General features: G+C 54.7%; 11 protein-coding genes, 1 other RNA gene, 1 pseudogene and 1 riboswitch. Of the genes and pseudogenes, 6 read left to right on the forward strand and 7 right to left on the reverse strand.

Annotation, left to right across the window (positions count from 1 at the left end; all coding sequences use genetic code 11):
* Positions 1-14: 14 nt before the first annotated feature.
* Genes CAP31_RS14055 through CAP31_RS14065 form a run of 3 tightly spaced genes read right to left on the reverse strand, consistent with a single transcriptional unit; the run spans position 15 to position 3,428 of the window.
* Entirely contained in the window at positions 15-2,216 is a 2,202-nt protein-coding gene (locus CAP31_RS14055) for a TonB-dependent receptor (RefSeq protein ID WP_087448105.1), read from the reverse strand.
* A 45-nt stretch (positions 2,217-2,261) separates the two neighbouring features.
* Positions 2,262-2,999 (reverse strand): energy transducer TonB, encoded by a 738-nt coding sequence (locus tag CAP31_RS14060; protein WP_087448106.1) that lies wholly within the window; start codon positions 2,997-2,999, stop codon positions 2,262-2,264.
* 21 nt (positions 3,000-3,020) lie between these two features.
* Complete coding sequence (locus tag CAP31_RS14065) at positions 3,021-3,428, reverse strand: biopolymer transporter ExbD (protein ID WP_087448107.1); 408 nt, start codon at positions 3,426-3,428, stop codon at positions 3,021-3,023.
* 358 nt (positions 3,429-3,786) lie between these two features.
* Here CAP31_RS14065 and gltB point away from each other — a divergent pair.
* The 3 genes and pseudogenes from gltB (at position 3,787) to hemE (ending at position 10,915) form a co-directional block, all read left to right on the forward strand.
* Positions 3,787-8,231 (forward strand): annotated as a pseudogene (gene gltB / locus CAP31_RS14070) (glutamate synthase large subunit).
* A gap of 146 nt (positions 8,232-8,377) precedes the next feature.
* Complete coding sequence (locus tag CAP31_RS14075) at positions 8,378-9,781, forward strand: FAD-dependent oxidoreductase (protein WP_087448108.1); 1,404 nt, start codon at positions 8,378-8,380, stop codon at positions 9,779-9,781.
* Positions 9,782-9,850: 69 nt separating this feature from the next.
* Positions 9,851-10,915, forward strand: coding sequence for a uroporphyrinogen decarboxylase (hemE, locus tag CAP31_RS14080; RefSeq protein WP_087448109.1), 1,065 nt, complete (start codon positions 9,851-9,853; stop codon positions 10,913-10,915).
* Positions 10,916-11,312: 397 nt separating this feature from the next.
* Here hemE and CAP31_RS14085 read toward each other — a convergent pair whose 3' ends face one another.
* The 4 genes from CAP31_RS14085 to CAP31_RS14100 form a co-directional block, all read right to left on the reverse strand.
* On the reverse strand, positions 11,313-11,921 hold the full coding sequence (locus CAP31_RS14085; protein WP_223247298.1) for a 5-formyltetrahydrofolate cyclo-ligase: 609 nt from the start codon (positions 11,919-11,921) through the stop codon (positions 11,313-11,315).
* Between the two features lie 115 nt (positions 11,922-12,036).
* A non-coding RNA gene (gene ssrS, locus CAP31_RS14090) (6S RNA) lies at positions 12,037-12,214 on the reverse strand.
* Positions 12,215-12,225: 11 nt separating this feature from the next.
* The gene (locus CAP31_RS14095) at positions 12,226-12,561 is read right to left on the reverse strand and encodes a cell division protein ZapA (protein ID WP_087448110.1); all 336 of its coding nucleotides are present in this window, start codon (positions 12,559-12,561) and stop codon (positions 12,226-12,228) included.
* Entirely contained in the window at positions 12,558-12,758 is a 201-nt protein-coding gene (locus CAP31_RS14100) for a hypothetical protein (protein WP_087448411.1), read from the reverse strand. Before CAP31_RS14100 ends, CAP31_RS14095 begins: the two co-directional genes overlap by 4 nt.
* Positions 12,759-12,832: 74 nt before the next feature.
* Between CAP31_RS14100 and CAP31_RS14105 the strand changes: the two genes are divergently transcribed.
* From CAP31_RS14105 to CAP31_RS14115, 3 genes are all read left to right on the forward strand, one after another.
* On the forward strand, positions 12,833-13,162 hold the full coding sequence (locus tag CAP31_RS14105; protein WP_157662764.1) for a hypothetical protein: 330 nt from the start codon (positions 12,833-12,835) through the stop codon (positions 13,160-13,162).
* Complete coding sequence (locus tag CAP31_RS14110) at positions 13,162-13,689, forward strand: hypothetical protein (RefSeq protein WP_087448112.1); 528 nt, start codon at positions 13,162-13,164, stop codon at positions 13,687-13,689. The genes CAP31_RS14105 and CAP31_RS14110 overlap by 1 nt, the downstream gene beginning before the upstream one ends.
* 23 nt (positions 13,690-13,712) lie before the next feature.
* A riboswitch (cobalamin riboswitch) is annotated at positions 13,713-13,907 on the forward strand.
* A 244-nt stretch (positions 13,908-14,151) separates the two neighbouring features.
* Entirely contained in the window at positions 14,152-15,864 is a 1,713-nt protein-coding gene (locus CAP31_RS14115) for a TonB-dependent receptor domain-containing protein (protein ID WP_223247440.1), read from the forward strand.
* The last annotated feature ends 26 nt before the right edge of the window (positions 15,865-15,890 follow it).

Below are 15,890 nucleotides of genomic sequence, written 5' to 3' on the forward strand. Positions count from 1 at the left end.
GATTGCCAGCCTGCTTAAAACTTGCCTGTTACGCTAAAGAACACTTGACGCGGTGCGCCAACCTGCAAAGTCTGCGTGGTGCCATTCGGATCGGAATAACCAAAGCCGTTGGTGCCCATTGAAGCAAAGTACTGTTTGTCGAGCAGATTGTTGATGTTGACCTGCGCCTTGACTTCCTTCAGGAAACCGACATTCTTCGTGCGATAACCCGCACCCAGATTCCACAGCCAGCGCGCATCTACAGAGTTATCGTTGGAATAGGTGTAGTAGCGCTTGGAAGTATAATCACCGCCTAAACGCGCAAACCATGTACCGTCGTCATAAGCCAGTTCGGTTTTGAACATTTGCTCCGGCACACCGACAACCTGCTTGCCGCTTACGTATTGAACAGTGGAGCCGTTAACGTAGTTGTCCTTGTACTGGGTGCTGTTAATGCTCAGCGCATTGAACCAGGACCAGGTGCGGGCCAGTTTCCAGTTCAGGCTCAGATCGAAACCGTTGGACTCGACTTTGCCCACGTTCGCCAGAACAGTCGGACTGCCGACAATCCCCGCGCCACTGCTGATGCTCAGCAGACGGTCGTAGAAGTCCACGTGGTACAGCGACAAAACGCCGTCCAGCTTCTCGTGATGGAAACGCCAGCCGCCTTCATAGGTATCCGATGTTTCCGGACGCAGATCGCCCTGGATCGCCGCGAAACCGGCCTGAGTCGTGCTAAACGGCTGGGTGTAGATTGCACGCATGTTTTGCGCAAATCCAGCGAAAAGTTCGTTGGACTGATCCAGCTTGTACACCATACTCAACTGCGGAAGGAAAGATTTCTTGGAAGTAATCGTGCCGGACGGGTAGTTTGCACCGGTCGTTTCAGTACCGGTCACATCCACCTTGGGCGACTTGAAGCCGGCATTCACCGTCAAACGCGGCGAAACGGTGATGGTGTCCTGGGCATACCATTGCATGGTTTTCTCGGTGTAGTTGAACGCCCAGTCGGTACGGAACGGATTGGAAGGAATCACATACGGGCTCAGCGGATCGGTTGCCGTGGTGGCATAATAGCGGCGAGCTTGATCGAAGTCGTCGTTTTCATACCACAGACCGCCGTTCAGCTTGTGCTTGCCCATCGTATAAGTCAGGCTGGACAACAGGCCGGTACGGTCGATGTCATACTCGGTCGTACGCACGGACGGCGTATTGCTCACTGGCGACAGCACATAAGGCGTCCACCACAAGCCGGCACCGTGGTTGGTGTGCTTGTAAATGGTGTTCTTCCAGCGCAGGTTATCGTTGATCTTGGAATCCAGGGTTACACCGCCCAGATAATCTTCACGTATACCGGAACCGGCATAATACGCATCGTCAACCGAGGTTTCACCGCTGGTCCAGATACCTTGCGAAGACTGGATGGCTTTTTGCCAGTCCGGGTAGTAGTTATCCCAGTTGTAACCCAAACGGCCCAGCATCTCCTTGGACATATCCTGGTAATCGACTTCCTGGCGATCGGACCAGTTCAAGAAGGCAGACAGCTTGCTTTCGCCGAAGAATTGCACGTATTTGGTATTGATCTGCTTATTGCGCTGCTCGCCGTGACCTTTCCATTTGTCGGAATTCTGATCTACTGCACTGATATAGAACTTGCCGCCATTGCTCAAACGACCGGTATCCAGGCGAAAATAGCTGCGGCGCGAGAAGTCGCCGCCCAGCATCTGGCTGGCAACCGCACCGGATTGCTCATCAGGGTCGGTCGAATAAAACTGCACTGTGCCACCCAGATTGCTGGTGGAAGCGGTATCGAGGGAGCCGGTACCTTGCGACACCTGCGCATGCGAAATATTCTCGGTCGAAATGGCACGCGAAATATGCAGACCGTTGTGGTTGCCGTAGCTCATGTCACCCAATGGCACATCATCCAGTGTATAGCCCAGCTGATTCGAGCTGAAACCACGCACACTGATGGTGGTAGACCACTCATAGGCACCGAAACTGTCGCTGGATTCAAAGTGCACACCTGGCACCTTGTCCAGCACTTTCAGCGGACTGCTGCCTGGCGCAGCTTCCTCTATATCCTTCTTTGAAAGATTCTGTACCTGGCGGGTTTGTCCCTGACCGAACACCGAAATTTCATCGGTTTGAACCGCATCATCCTGCGCATAAGCGCTGCTCATAAGCGCTGAGGAAACCAGCAATACAAGCGGACGAAGAGATAGCGCTTTACTCATTTTCAAACTCCCTGATTAGAAAAAAGCCGGCACATATTCAACCAGCTAGTAATTGATGGAAAAAACCAGTTTGGTACGAAATTCCTTCTGGTTTTCCCCTACCCAGGCATCTGGCGGAAATGATGCAAAAGTCGCAGAACGTACCGCGCGCAAAGCCGCCTGGTCCAGCAATGCGTAACCTGATGATGTAGCCACTTCGGCACGCACAAGCGTGCCTGTACGATCCAGCACGTACACCACCTCAACCACCCCACTCATGCCCAAATCGCGGGCTGAATCCGGAAAAATCTTCTTGCGTTCGATCTGCGTACGGACATCTTGGGCAAACCGGCCTTCAGCTGCGGCATTGCGTTGCACAGGTGCCGGTGCCGGCTCAGCCTTGGGCATTGCTTTTTCATGTGGCGCCACAGGGGGCGCAGGGTCGGCTCTCGGTAGTGTCCTGGCCAGCGGATCAACCGCAGCATCAGGCACGCTTACCGGTTTCGCTTCTGGCACCGGGGACGGCTTGGCGACGACCGGGGAACGGACTGGCTTCTGCGCAGCCGGCTTGGGAGGCGGCTCCTTGGGTTTTGGCTGCTCAAGCGGCGGCAACTCGACCGGCTTTGGCAGCTCCACCGGGGGATCGGCCAGAGTGATTTGGATGGGTTGCTCGACAGGCATCGCTTCATGCCGGATAGCCATGTGCGAAATCGCCAATGCCAGCAGCACGCCCACCAGAAATGAACTGCCACTTGCAATCCATTCGCGCTTGTCATACACCATGGGGATAGTTGCAGTGCTCATGTCTTCACTCCGACGGCATTCCTATTTATGCGCAGAAGCAATAGCAACTGACGTGATACCGGCTGACTTCACGGTATCCATCACGTCAATCAGTTGCTGAACCGAAGCATCCCGGTCACTGTTGACGACAACGTCAACGGCTTTGTTAGTCTGAACAAGTTTGAGCAAGGCCGCATGCAGTCCATCCAGGGAATAACTCACCCCGTCCAGCTGTACCTGCCCATCTTTGGTAACAGTCACTACGGCATGTGTCCGTACCTCCAGTTTTTCGGGCTTGCTGGAAGTCGGCAATTGCGTCTTGAGTCCCAGCGCAGGAATCACGTTCAAGCTAATCAGCACAAAAAAAACCAGCAGAAACATCATGACGTCAATCATGGGGATAATCTCGATACGAGCCTTGCGCCGGGGCTCTTCATGCCAAAACAACATAAGAATCCTTAACTCGGGAAATGTTACAAAAAATCACAAACCGTTACTGTCGGTTACAATATCTTCAGCATTCTGAAAGGAACGAATGACAACCTTAAAAAGGATTTATTAATAATTTATTAAATTAGAACAAGCTTATATAAAGTGACTGACGCCTGTTATACCTGCCTTGATGGCTGTAACCGCATGATAACGATCTGTGTTATCTCGCCATCAGCAACGATCCGCGTCTGCAGTACGGCATTGCGCCAACAGAAGAAGCCTGAATTCATGGTAAAAATTTATATTAGCATTGCCTGATACCGCTTGAACGAGGTAGAATCGAGGACATTTCGTTTTAACTTTTATATCGCTACCAATGGACAGACAAAGCTGGTTGCAGGGGACTCTTTACCGCCCCGATTTCGAACAAGATAGTTGTGGTTTCGGCCTGATGGCCCAGCTGGATGACCAGCCGAGTCACTGGCTGGTGCAGACGGCGATTTCGTCCCTGGCCTGCCTGACCCACCGCGGGGCTGTCGCTGCCGACGGCAAATCGGGTGATGGCTGCGGTTTGTTATTCAAAAAACCTGATGCATTCCTGCGTGCGGTTGCCGCCGAATGCGGTTTTACCCTGAATTCCCATTATGCCGCCGGCGTGGTGTTTCTGAATCAGGATACCAACTTTGCAGCCGTCGCTCGCGATACACTGAATCGCGAACTGACTAATCAGGGCCTGGTTGTTGCCGGCTATCGCCAACTCCCGGTCAATATTTCCGTATGCGGCAAATACGCACTGGCGACGTTGCCGCACTTTGAGCAGATATTCGTCAATTGCCCGGAAGAAATGGACGCCGAGATCTTCGAGCGCAAACTCTATATCGCCCGCCGCCTGACCGAAAAAACGCTGGCAAATGACAAGACTTTCTATATTCCGACGCTGTCCGGCAATGTAGTGCTCTATAAAGGGCTGGTGATGCCGGACGCATTACCGGTTTTCTATAAAGATTTAAGCGACGAACGCTTTGCCTCTTCGCTGGCGGTTTATCATCAGCGCTTCTCCACCAACACCTGGCCGGAATGGCGTCTGGCGCAGCCGTTCCGCTACCTCGCGCACAACGGTGAAATCAATACCGTACAAGGCAACCGTAACTGGTCACTGGCGCGTGAGCGCAAATTTGCGACGCCGCTGTTGCCAAACATAGCCGATGTCAGCCCTATCGTATCGCGCAACGGTTCCGACTCCTACAGCATGGATAACATGCTGGAAGGTCTGGTCATGGGCGGTGCGGGGCTGTTCCGCAGCTTGCGTATGCTGATTCCGCCCGCATGGCAGAACGTGCCGGAAATGGACGCTGACCTGCGCGCCTTCTACGAATATAATTCCATGCACATGGAACCATGGGACGGCCCTGCCGGCGTGGTATTGACCGATGGCCGTTACGGCGCCTGCCTGCTTGATCGCAACGGCCTTCGTCCGGCGCGTTATGTGGTCACCAAAGACCGTCATTTCACCATCGCTTCCGAGATCGGCGTGTGGAATTACGCGCCCGAGGACGTCGTGCAGAAAGGCCGCATCAAGCCGGGGCAGATGATTGCAGCCGATCTGGCGACCGGCAAGATACTATTGCCTGCCGACATCGAAGCCGAACTGAAATCAGCTCGACCCTACCGGGAATGGCTCAAGCAATCGCAGCGCCTTGAGCTGGGCATGGAACAGGATGCCAAAGTGGCGCGCCTGGATGCCCCCAGCCTCTCCATCTACCAGAAACTGTTCGGCGTGAGCTTTGAAGAACGCGACCAGATTCTGCGCGTGCTGGCCGAAGACGGTCAGGAAGCCATCGGCTCAATGGGCGACGACACGCCGATGGCGGTATTGTCGCAGAAGGTACGCTCGCCATTCGACTATCTGCGTCAGCAGTTCGCCCAGGTCACCAACCCGCCGATCGACCCGATCCGCGAAGCCGTGGTCATGTCGCTGAATACCTGCTTCGGCCCGGAACGCAATTTGTTCGAACAGACGCCGGAACATGCCCACCGCCTGGAAGTTCCATCGCCAGTGCTGTCGCATGACGCATTCACGCATCTGACCACATTGACGGACCCGGCCTACCGTTCGGTACACCTGAAACTGTGTTACCACCCGGCAGAGACCAACCTGAAAGCCGCGCTGGAGAAACTCACAGCTGACGCGATCGCCGCAGTAAAAGCAGGCAACGTCATCCTTGTGCTTTCCGACCGCAGCATCGGCAAAACCCTGTTGCCTATCCACGCCCTGTTTGCCGTCGGTGCGGTGCACCATGCGCTGATTGCAGCCGGCTTGCGTTGCGACTGCAACATCATCGCCGAAACCGCCTGCGCGCGCGATCCGCATCAGATCGCATGCCTTATCGGCTATGGCGCGACTGCGGTTTATCCTTACCTGGCCTATCAGGCGATTCTGGAAATGATAGACAGCGGCGAAGTCAAACTCAAGCCGGAAAAAGCGCTGGCCAATTATCGCAAAGGTACCGACAAGGGCCTGCTCAAAGTGTTGTCGAAAATGGGTATTTCAACCATTGCCAGCTACCGTGGCGCTCAGCTGTTCGAAGCCGTCGGCGTGCATGAGGAAGTCATCGACCTCAGTCTGAAAGGCACGGTTTCGCGTATTTCCGGTGCAAATTTTGCCGATTTCGAAGAAGATCAGAAGCAGCTCGCACGTGCAGCGTTCAACCCGATGCGCCCTATCGGCCAGGGCGGCTTGCTCAAATTCATCTTCGGCGAAGAATTCCACGCCTACAACCCCGATGTGGTAATTCAACTGCAGAAGGCCGTTAAATCAGGTGATTACGAGCTGTACAAGAAATATGCCGGGCTGGTCAACGGCCGCCAGGTCGCCATGCTGCGCGACCTGATGGGTTTGCGTGAAGATACCCAGGCGATTCCGCTGGAAGAAGTCGAATCCGTAGAAAAGATCCTCAAACGCTTCGATTCGGCAGGAATGTCGCTCGGCGCGCTGTCACCCGAAGCCCACGAAGCGCTGGCTGAAGGCATGAACCGCATCGGCGGACGTTCCAACTCCGGTGAGGGCGGTGAAGATCCTGTGCGTTACGGCACGATGAAAATGTCCAAGATCAAGCAGGTCGCATCCGGACGTTTCGGTGTCACCGCGCATTATCTGGTCAATGCCGAAGTGTTGCAGATCAAGATTTCACAAGGCGCGAAACCGGGTGAAGGCGGCCAATTACCCGGGCATAAAGTATCCGAAATGATCGCCCGTTTGCGTTGCGCCAAACCCGGAATCTCACTGATTTCGCCGCCGCCGCATCATGACATCTACTCAATCGAAGATCTGGCCCAATTGATTTTCGACCTGAAGCAGGTCAATCCGCAAGCACTGGTATCGGTCAAGCTGGTCGCAGAACCGGGCGTGGGTACGGTTGCCGCGGGCGTTGCCAAAGCCTATGCCGATCTGATCACCATCTCCGGTTACGATGGCGGTACCGGCGCATCCCCCTCACCAGCGTGAAATACGCAGGTACGCCATGGGAACTCGGGCTCACCGAAGCCCAGCAGGTATTGCGAGCCAACGGCTTGCGCGGCCGTGTGCGCGTACAGGCGGACGGCGGCCTGAAAACCGGCTATGACGTGATCAAGGCCGCCATTCTGGGCGCCGAGAGCTTCGGCTTTGGTACCGCGCCGATGATCGCGCTCGGCTGCAAATACCTGCGCATTTGCCACCTCAACAACTGCGCTACCGGCGTAGCGACCCAGGACGAACGTCTGCGCAAGCAGCATTTCATCGGTCTCCCGGAAATGGTGGTGAACTTCTTTACTTTCGTCGCAATGGAAACCCGCGAATGGATGGCCAGGCTGGGTATCCGCAGTATCGAGGAACTGATCGGCCGCATCGACCTGCTCAAACTCAATCAGGGCGATACCGCCCGCCAGGGACGCCTGAATCTGCAGACATTGCTGAGCCAGGGCGGCATCCCGGAGACCGAACCGCGCTTCTGCGTGGAAGCCTCCAATCCATCGTTCGACAAGGGCGAACTGGCAGAACATATGGTCAAGGATGCCATGCACTGCATCCAGACCAAAACACCAACGACGCTGGAATATACCGTGCGCAACGTGAACCGCTCGATAGGCGCACGCTTGTCCGGCGAGATCGCCCGCGCGCATGGTGCAGAAGGCCTTCCGACCGGTTGCCTGACCATCAAATTGCGTGGTTCGGCCGGCCAGAGCTTCGGTGTATGGAACCATAACGGCCTGGATCTGTTGCTGGAAGGCGATGCCAACGATTACGTCGGCAAGGGCATGTCGGGCGGCATCATTGCCATCCAGCCACCCAAGCAGTCGGGTTTCGTTGCACATGAAGCCGTGATTATCGGCAACACCTGCCTGTATGGCGCAACAGGTGGCGAGCTGTTTGCCGCCGGCCTCGCTGGTGAGCGTTTCGCAGTGCGTAACTCCGGTGCTTACGCGGTCATCGAAGGCGCAGGCGATCACTGCTGCGAATACATGACCGGCGGCTGCGTTGTGGTTCTGGGCGAAACCGGTATCAACTTCGGCGCAGGCATGACCGGCGGCTTTGCACTGGTTTACGATGCAAAAGGCGACTTTGCGCATCGTTACAATAATGAGCTCATTGATATCCAGCGCATCCATACCGAACCAACGGTTGAATATCGCCACTTCCTGAAGCAGCGCCTCGAGGCGCATGCCATGCATACCAACAGTGCACGGGCACAATGGATGCTGGCGCACTTCAATGAAGTTGTGGCGCAGTTCTGGCTGGTGAAGCCCAAGGCTGCAACTTTGGATAGCTTGTTAAAGGCTTGATAGCACATTAGGGCAAGCCATGGTACAGAGTGACTCTGCGGCGCAAACGGTAGCGATCGGCACCGGCTTGCGCACTCCGCCTCACCGTGCCGGTTTGTGCAACGACGCAAATGCGTCCCTGAAATAATTTGGTTTAGGTGAATACTATGTCTGACGTATTTCAATTTATGAACATTCCGCGCCAGGACGGCGCGAAAACTGCTGCCGAAGTGCGGCGCATGGAATACAAGGAAATCTATGCGCCGATGGACCCTACCCAGGCCACCGAACAATCGGGGCGTTGCCTGTCGTGCGGCAATCCGTACTGCGAATGGAAATGCCCTGTTCACAACTACATCCCAAGCTGGTTGAAACTGGTCAACGAAGGCAAATTATTCGAAGCGGCGGAGTTATCCCATCAGACCAATTCCCTGCCTGAAGTCTGCGGCCGCGTCTGCCCGCAAGACCGCTTGTGTGAAGGTGCATGCACACTAAACGACGGTTTTAGCGCCGTCACTATCGGCCAGATCGAAAAATATATCTCGGAAGAAGCATTCAAGGCCGGCTGGCGTCCCGATATGAGCCAGGTGATCGCGACCGGCAAGCGCGTCGCCATCATCGGTGCAGGCCCTGCCGGTCTGGGTTGTGCCGACATTCTGGTACGCAACGGCGTGACTCCCGTGGTCTTCGACCGTTATGAGGAAATCGGCGGTCTGCTGACATTCGGCATCCCCGAATTCAAAATGGAAAAATGGGTCATGCGCCGCCGCCGCGAGGTGCTGGAAGAGATGGGCGTCGAATTCCGCCTCGGCGTCGATGTCGATCACGCCAAAATGCAGGAATTGATGGCTGGCTACGATGCAGTTTTCATGGGTATGGGTACCTACACCTACATGAAGGGCGGTTTTCCCGGCGAAGACTTGCCTGGCGTACTGGAAGCCCTGCCATTCCTGATTTCCAACGTTAAACACTGCCTCGATCTGGAACAGCCGGGTGATATTTACAACTCGATGGAAGGCCAGCGCGTGGTCGTGCTTGGCGGCGGCGATACGGCGATGGACTGCAACCGAACCAGCATCCGCCAGAACGCAACGTCCGTTGTTTGCGCGTACCGCCGCGACGAAGAAAACATGCCCGGTTCCAAGCGCGAAGTCACTAATGCCAGGGAAGAAGGCGTGCAGTTCCTGTGGAACCGCCAGCCTGTAGAAATCATCGGCAACGGCAAAGTCGAAGGCGTAAAACTGGTTACCACTGAGCTTGGCGCGCCTGACGCACGCGGCCGCCGTACACCGGTAGTGGTAGCAGGTTCGGAAGAAATCATCCCGGCCGATCGCGTCATTATCGCATTCGGCTTCCGTCCGAGTCCGGCTCCCTGGTTTGCCGACATAGGCGTGACCACGGATCAGGGTGGCCGCGTCATTGCCAAAGGCAGCCAGCATAAATTTCAGACCGCCAATCCCAAAGTGTTTGCCGGTGGCGACATGGTGCGCGGTTCCGATCTGGTAGTAACGGCAGTGTTTGAGGGCCGTGAGGCCGCTGAAGGCATACTGGCCTATCTGGGTGTGTGGTAGACCGGACATTATGGCTTGCCGGGGTAAGCAGCCGCTTACCCCATTTCCAATTACTTGCACTCGATAACAATGTCAAAACTCAGAAATGATACCTTCCTGCGCGCGCTAATGCGCCAACCCACTGAATATACGCCGGTCTGGATGATGCGCCAGGCAGGTCGGTATTTGCCCGAATACAATCAGACGCGCGCCCGCGCGGGCGATTTTCTGTCGCTGTGCAAAAATCCGGATCTCGCTACCGAGGTCACATTACAGCCTTTGGCACGTTTTCCACTGGATGCCGCCATTCTTTTCTCGGATATCCTGACCATTCCCGATGCAATGGGTCTGGGCCTTTATTTCGCCCAGGGCGAAGGCCCGAAATTCGAGCGGCCGTTACGAGAAGAATGGGAAATACGCGCACTCACAGCCCCTGATCCGCATGAGCATCTGGGTTATGTCATTGATGCCGTCAGCCAGATCCGGCATGCGCTGGACAATAGCGTGCCGCTGATCGGTTTTTCCGGCAGCCCGTTTACCCTGGCCTGCTACATGGTGGAGGGAGAAGGCGGCACCGATTTTTCCACAATCAAGAAAATGCTGTATCAGCGCCCGGATTTACTGCATCACATTCTCGCCACCAACGCATGCGCAGTGACGGATTATCTCAATGCACAGATCGAAGCGGGCGCACAGGCCGTCATGATCTTTGACACCTGGGGCGGCGCGCTGTCTCATGCGGCGTACCACGAATTCTCATTGCAATACATGCAGCAGATTATTGCCGGCCTCACACGTAAGCACGAAGGCGCCGATGTGCCTGTCGTGCTCTTTACCAAAGGCGGCGGCAACTGGTTGGAAAGCATGGCTGCGACCGGCTGCGATGCGCTGGGACTGGACTGGAGCATCGATATCGGGCAAGCGCGCCAGCGCGTCGGCGATCGCGTTGCACTGCAAGGCAACCTGGACCCCGCCATCCTGCTAACCGACCCTGACACCGTACGCAATGAAGTAGCCAAGGTTCTGGCAAGTTATGGTCAGGGCCACGGCCATGTCTTCAATCTGGGTCATGGCATATCCCAGTTTGCGCCGCCTGAAAATGCAGCCGCATTGGTAGAAGCGGTGCATAACCTCAGTCCTGCCTATCATCGCTAACATCCCGCTGGCGGATTCGGCCCTGAATCTGCCGGCCTTCCCTGCTCATCGCCCCGAATCAATTTTTTGGTGCATGATCACCCGAGAAAATCCCGCATCAGAACGCCCATAGTTAGCTTGCTTTGTTATGGTGAATTCTAAGATAGCCAGCTAATCCATTCATCCAGCAAGGCTTTTTTCTTATCCACATAAGCTGTGGATAACTTTGTGGGTAAAACGAAAATAAAACGCTAAACCCGCTAACCGTAAAGACTTTTGCTAATTCGATTAAAAAATTCGCAACAAAATAGTAACAATAAATTCAATGGGTTATGTTTTGCTGATGGAACTTGAATTAGGCCATCAAAAAATTCTATATGGCGCACCCTCATTGTGCATAAGTAAAGCTTAATATTGCTTAAAACCGCCCAAAACGGTGCAGACCCTGCTCGGTCAGTATGGCATTGAGCGGGATGTCCCAAGGATCGTGCGGCAGTTTACCGGCAACATGCTGGCAGGCAAAAGCGACGCCGACCAGATAAGGGCGTCGCCAGCGTTGCCGCTGCAGCAGGAACGCCAGACTGGCATCGTAATACCCGCCCCCCATGCCGATACGGTAACCGAAATCGTCATAACCTACCAGCGGCATGAACACCAGATCCAGATGCTGGGCTCGCACTGTCTTGCGTCCATGGTTTTCAGCGATGCCAAAGCGGTTATAGGTCCAGCGGTTACCGGCTTCCAGCCGGTTAAACCAGAGCTTCTTGCCGCGACCGAACGGCAACATCGGCAAATAGGTCTGTTTGCCCAGGCTCAGCACACGATTCAGCAATGGCAAGGTATTGATTTCAGCACCGTGCGGCAGATAGGCGCCGACATGCTGGTAGCGCCGCAACAAGCCGGCACGCAATGCATGCCGTACAATCTGCCGCGCCGCCTGCGTCCGCTGGCTAGCGCTTAGCGCACGGCGGCGGCGTTGCAACTGGCTGCGTAACTGGGTTTTATCCATATGCACATTTCTCGGCATCAACTGTATTGCTTTAAAAATTGGGTTTTACACAAACATGAGCCGACAAGATATTTTATCGTGCCTTGATACGCGAAAGATTGGGAGTTGCACAAGAATCCGCCTGGGTGGGAGGGTGCCCCCCGCCAATGCCGTCAGACCGCTATCTTGAACCTAGGGTTCAAGGGGTCACAGCGCAAGCGCATCAGGCACATTAACGGGTAACGCGCACACCAGCACTCATCTATAGCTGCAACCTTGGCAAATTTATTGGTTCAAAGAATTCGCAGTCTAGGCGCACACCGCAGGGAGCATAGCGGAGAGGTCAGGAGGATAGTGAATCGGGCGTATCGAACAAAGTTTCCTGCGGCCGCAACGCTTCATCTATCATCGCTTCCATGGTTTCGATTTTACGCTCCAGCGCACTGATGTCAACGCCATTTTGTTTGGGGCGATTTTGCAGCTCGAAGGCGATATTCAGTGCCGCCATCACCGCGATACGCTCGACGCCGATAACCTTGCCCTGTTCGCGGATCTCGCGCATTTTCTGATCCAGATACTGCGCGGCTGCCTGCAATGCTTCCTGTTCGGATTCCGGACATGCGACACGAAATTCGCGTCCGAGAATATTGATATCCATGCTCTTGCTATCACGGCTCATAATTCGGCCCCGGGAATCTTGGATAACAGCGATTCCATGCGCGTGCGTGCGTAAATTACCCGCTCGCTGAGCTGCTTGTTATGATCGTTGGCCACCGCAAGCTGCTGGCGCAATTTTTGATTCTCGGCACGCAAACTCTGGCACAATTCCAGCATTTGGCGTAATTTGATATCGAGCGAATTTAATTGAGATTCCATAGCTGTACTATAATTGGAAAAAATCAGCCGAGTCAATGACTCATCGCCATTATTTGAAGGTAAATGCTAAGTATATGGATAATATCAGTCAATTTGTAGATCCGAACGCGAATTTCGATGAAAACAATCCGCTGCGCGAAGACGCCGTGCATTACACCGCTATCAATGCCCGCGGCAAGACGTGTGAGCTGGTTGATAACACAGGAGAAGATCTCGACCCAGCTGAGTGCCGGGATATCCTCAACGGCTTGCTGGAAAACGACATATTCGGTTTCCGCACCCTGTCTGCCAATGGCGGTGACACCATCAGCCTGGATCGACGCGAGTCCACCCATGTGCAAGTCGGCGACGACCTGTACCGTCTCGTCGTATTCCGTTATCAGGCTCGCATCGAGTTGTTTTAATGGCCTATCTGCTCGACTACATCAAATCGCGCTGGGCGCCCAAAGGCAGTGTCGTCACTGCCGGTGTACCGCCCGAGCAGCGGGTGGATCAGGTACCGGTCACCCCTGATCTCATCGCGCGCCATCTGGCAGGTGCGCCATCGTTGCCGCAAAACGATGCGGCGCGAACCATGCTCTACGCCGCCTTGTCCGACCCTCTGTTTATCCAGATTGGCCCGCGCCCGCTGGCTCAACAGCTTATCGCCCGCGGACTGGATGCCGAACTGGAAACGCTGGTCAAATGGCTTACCGTCCTCACGCTGGAAGTTACCCGGGAAATGTACATCAATGCAGCCCGCCATCGCGAGGGCGCCGTAGGTATCCGCTTGTTTCCGGTTGCCACCCAGCCGCAAGCAGATATTGCCGCGCTGTGCAGCGCCGACTCGTACGGACTGGGTGCCGGCATATACCCGTTCGATGCCGTGCCTGCCAATCCCACTCCAGGCCAGACTTGCGGGTTCTATGTTCGTGTCGTGCTCGAAGATTAGCCGTATCGGTTCAATTTCGCTATAATTCGCGCACTTTGTCAGGTGCTGTACGCGTCAAAAGCGCACAGTTAAACGGGAAACTGGTACAAAGCCAGTGCTGCCCCCGCAACGGTAAGCAAGTGTGGGCGCGTCATCAAGCCACTGTGTTATCACAACATGGGAAGGCGGCGCGTCAAATCTTGCGAGCCCGGATACCGGCCTGATAATGAACCGAAACATTGCGGGGAGGCAATGATGACGTGCATCCTCACCGCGCCAGCCGCATGAAGACTCACTGACTGATTTAACTCTCCCGCTGTTTCATTTATCCACCGCAAGCGGGGAGCTTGCGTTTATTTCAGGAATCAACATGCAATCACGTTACACCCTGAGCGCTATTGCGCTCGCCGTCACCACTTATGCCCACGCCGACACCCCAGCTATGTACTGGATGATGTCATCGTCACTGCGACGCGCACGCCCATCACCGTACAACAGGCCACCAGTGACATCACTGTCATTAGCCAGGAACAAATCCGCAACGCCGGTCAATCAACCCTGGTTGAATTGCTGCAAGCGCAAACCGGTTTGGAGCTTTCGCAAAACGGTGGCGCCGGAACCAGCTCCAGCATCTATATCCGTGGCGCAAACGCAGCGCACACCCTGGTATTGATAGACGGTATTCGCGCAGGCTCCGTTACCCTCGGCACAACTCCATTGGAAACGGTTGCGCTGGATCAGATCGACCATATAGAAATTTTGCGTGGCCCTGCCAGCAGTTTATATGGCTCGGACGCGATAGGCGGCGTCATCCAGATTTTCACCAAAAAAGGCCAGGGTGCGCCTAAACTCAATGCCGCAGTGGGTTTGGGTAGCTACGGACGCAATCAGGCGCGCGTGGGCTACAATGGACAAGTCGGCGATACCCGTTTCAGTATGGGAGCAGGCTATGATAAAACCAATGGCGGCTTCTCGACACTACGTCCGGGCAGTTATGGCTACAACCCTGATAATGACGGCGACACAAAATACAGCGCGCATTTCAATCTCGATCAGGCCATCAACGCACAGAACAATATCGGTTTAATCACTTTATACAATCGCGACCGCGTTGAATACGATGCCAATGCAACTGCTTATGATGATGCCATCAATCAGGTTAATTCGGTATCCGGCTACTGGAAAAGCCAGTTCAATCCGATTTGGCAAAGCCGTGTTGTGGTGGGGCGAGGCGAAAACCTCAGCACCAGCTTCAAGAACAACAATGCTATCAATCACTACAATAGCAGCCAAACCCAATATCAATGGCAAAACGATTTCAAATTACCAGTGGGCTCACTCACCGCGATTGCCGAACGCAACGAGCAACAGGTCAATTCCAGCCAGACTTATACGCTGTACCACCGCAACATTGATGCCCTGCAACTCGCTTATCAGGCAAACATAGCTGCACACAGCATACAAGCGTCGATACGCCGCGATGATTATAGCGATTTGGGCGGCCACACCACGGGTACATTGGGTTACGGCTACGCCATCAATCCGAACTGGCGCGCCAGGGCATCTTATGGCACGGCATTCCATGCGCCGTCATTCAACGACATGTATTACCCCAATATCGGCTGGTACACGGGCAATCCCAATCTGCGCCCGGAACAATCGCGCCAGGCTGAATTGGGGCTACGCTACCAGGCCGGCATCAATCAATTTGGCATTACTGCATTCGAAAACCGGGTAAAAGACTTAATCATCTACGACAGCTCGGTTTACCCAAGCACCATGTCCAATATCAATACCGCAAAAATTCGCGGCATTGAGCTCTCCGGCGCTACCGAACTGGCCGGTGTACAGGTCAAAACAAACTACACCTGGCAAAACCCGGAAGACGGGACTACCGGAAATTTATTAGCGCGCCGTGCTCGTCAGCATGGCACTATCGATTTGGCTAAATCGGTGGGTGACTGGACATTCGGCGCACAAGCCATTGCATCAAGCATGCGTTACAACGATGCGGCCAACACCACCCGCCTGGGCGGCTATACCCTGGTCAATCTGCGTACCACTTACCAGGTCAACAAGGAATGGCGCGCCATTGCCAAATTAAACAATGCTTTCAACAAAGACTACCAAACCGTCAGTGGCTACAACACCCCGGGCGCAAATATTTTTGTTGGTTTAGAATGGCAACAGAAATAAGTTGATCCAGGGTTCCGGGTGGCAAT

This window comes from Sulfuriferula sp. AH1 (assembly GCF_002162035.1).
Classification (GTDB): domain Bacteria; phylum Pseudomonadota; class Gammaproteobacteria; order Burkholderiales; family Sulfuriferulaceae; genus Sulfuriferula.

Coding starts and splice junctions, on each gene's coding strand:
- CAP31_RS14055 (WP_087448105.1), bottom strand. CDS start 2,216: ATGAGTAAAGCGCTATCTCTTCGTCCGCTTGTATTGCTGGTTTCCTCA.
- CAP31_RS14060 (WP_087448106.1), bottom strand. CDS start 2,999: ATGAGCACTGCAACTATCCCCATGGTGTATGACAAGCGCGAATGGATT.
- CAP31_RS14065 (WP_087448107.1), bottom strand. CDS start 3,428: ATGTTGTTTTGGCATGAAGAGCCCCGGCGCAAGGCTCGTATCGAGATT.
- CAP31_RS14075 (WP_087448108.1), top strand. CDS start 8,378: ATGTCTGACGTATTTCAATTTATGAACATTCCGCGCCAGGACGGCGCG.
- hemE (WP_087448109.1), top strand. CDS start 9,851: ATGTCAAAACTCAGAAATGATACCTTCCTGCGCGCGCTAATGCGCCAA.
- CAP31_RS14085 (WP_223247298.1), bottom strand. CDS start 11,921: ATGCCGAGAAATGTGCATATGGATAAAACCCAGTTACGCAGCCAGTTG.
- CAP31_RS14095 (WP_087448110.1), bottom strand. CDS start 12,561: ATGAGCCGTGATAGCAAGAGCATGGATATCAATATTCTCGGACGCGAA.
- CAP31_RS14100 (WP_087448411.1), bottom strand. CDS start 12,758: ATGGAATCTCAATTAAATTCGCTCGATATCAAATTACGCCAAATGCTG.
- CAP31_RS14105 (WP_157662764.1), top strand. CDS start 12,833: ATGGATAATATCAGTCAATTTGTAGATCCGAACGCGAATTTCGATGAA.
- CAP31_RS14110 (WP_087448112.1), top strand. CDS start 13,162: ATGGCCTATCTGCTCGACTACATCAAATCGCGCTGGGCGCCCAAAGGC.